This window comes from Actinomadura bangladeshensis, from assembly GCF_004348335.1.
In the GTDB taxonomy this organism is placed as follows: Bacteria; Actinomycetota; Actinomycetes; order Streptosporangiales; family Streptosporangiaceae; genus Spirillospora; species Spirillospora bangladeshensis.
Genome location: NZ_SMJW01000532.1, coordinates 1 through 1,510, shown reverse-complemented (window position 1 = coordinate 1,510; position 1,510 = coordinate 1). Strand labels below are relative to the sequence as shown.

General features: G+C 69.9%; 1 protein-coding gene. It reads right to left on the bottom strand.

Annotation, left to right across the window (positions count from 1 at the left end):
* A partial coding sequence (locus E1284_RS40625) for an IS110 family RNA-guided transposase (RefSeq protein WP_131945423.1) occupies nucleotides 1-1,217 on the bottom strand: 1,217 nt, incomplete at its 3' end.
* Nucleotides 1,218-1,510: the final 293 nt, after the last annotated feature.

Sequence of the window (1,510 nt, the reverse complement as noted above, 5' to 3'; positions counted from 1 at the left end):
ACGGGCGGGGTGAAGGCTTTGATCGGGTCGTAGAGCTGCCTGGTCTGGAGGCAGTGGTAGAGCTGGCCGAGCATCCGGTTGAACAGGTTGCGCAGTGCGGCGGCGTGCCGGTCTCCGTGGTCGCGTCGCTGCTGGTAATGGCTGCGCGGGGGCCCGGCTTTGGCGGATGCGCAGAACGCCCATCTGAAGCCGGTGGCGGCCAGGCGGTTGTTCTTGATCGAGCGCCGGGTGATGGACACGCTTCGTCCCGAAGCGCGGGTGACCGGCGCCGACCCGGCGTAGGCCTTCAGCGCCCTGGCGTCGGCGAACCAAGCCCGGTCGTCGCCGATCTCAGCCAGCAGCCGGGCGCCCAGCTCGTCGCCCAGGCCGGGAAAGCTGGTGATGATCTCGTAGTCGGGATGCTGGGCGAATGCCTCGGCGACCGCCTGGCCGAGCCGGTCGACGTTGGCGCATTCGGCGTCCAGGACGGCCAGCAGCGCACGGGCCTGCTCACCCATCGCGTCCTCGACCAGCGGCGGCTGATGCAGTTGCCGCTGCCGCAGGGCTTGCTGGATCCGGCGGGCCAGGTCGTCGATGCCGCGTTGCCGACCTGCCCGCCGCAACGCCGCGGCGATGCGAGTGCGCGACAGCCTGGCGGCTGCCGACGGGGTGAACGCGAGTGCCAGGACGGCGCGGGCATCGCGCCCGGCCAGGTTGGTGGAGCGGTCGCCGGCGAACGCGACCAGGAAAGCCGGGAAGTACTCGCGCAGCAGCGACCGCAGCATGTTGGACGCGCGGGTCCGCCGCCAGATGGCGTCCTGGTGGGCCCGGGCAAGTACCGCAACGGCGCGGGCCAGGTCTGTGTCGTCGGGCAGTGGCCGGTGGGCGTGCGCGTCGGTGCGCAGGATGCCCGCCAGCGTCATCGCGTCGATGTGGTCGGACTTCTTGCGGGCGACCGAATGGCGCTCTCGATAGCGGGCCACCGCCATCGGGTTGATGGCGAAGACCTTCCGGCCAGTGCTCCGCAGCGCCGCGACCAGCAGTCCACGGGGCGTCTCGATCGCCGCCGGGATCGGGTCGTCGGGGTCGTCTCCGACGTCAGCGAGTAGCTTCAGCAGTTCCTCGAACCCCTCGGCGCTGTAGTTGATCCGGCGTTTGGCCAGCAGTTGGCCGGCCTCGTCGACCACGGCGACGTCGTGATGGTCCTCGGCCCAGTCGATCCCGCAGAACGCTTTCACTCCGGTGCTCCCTCGATCACCAGTGACCTGTCAGTGCAGGTGGCGGCCTAGCCGGGAACGCGCGGCGCCCTAATCACAAGGCTCGTGGCCTTCCCTCCGATGGAGCCGTTCGCGATCCCAGCAACCCGCGCGGGCCCCAGTCTCATCCGGGAGCTCGAAGGCTCAGAACTTTCTCAGGGGTCACCGCGCGGGCAGCTCGAACCACGACCGGCAACCTGCCACCTACGCGGCCGCGGCGAGGCCCACCTGCCGGACTCGGTCTGGATGCCCAACAGCCCTGATTAGAACTTTCT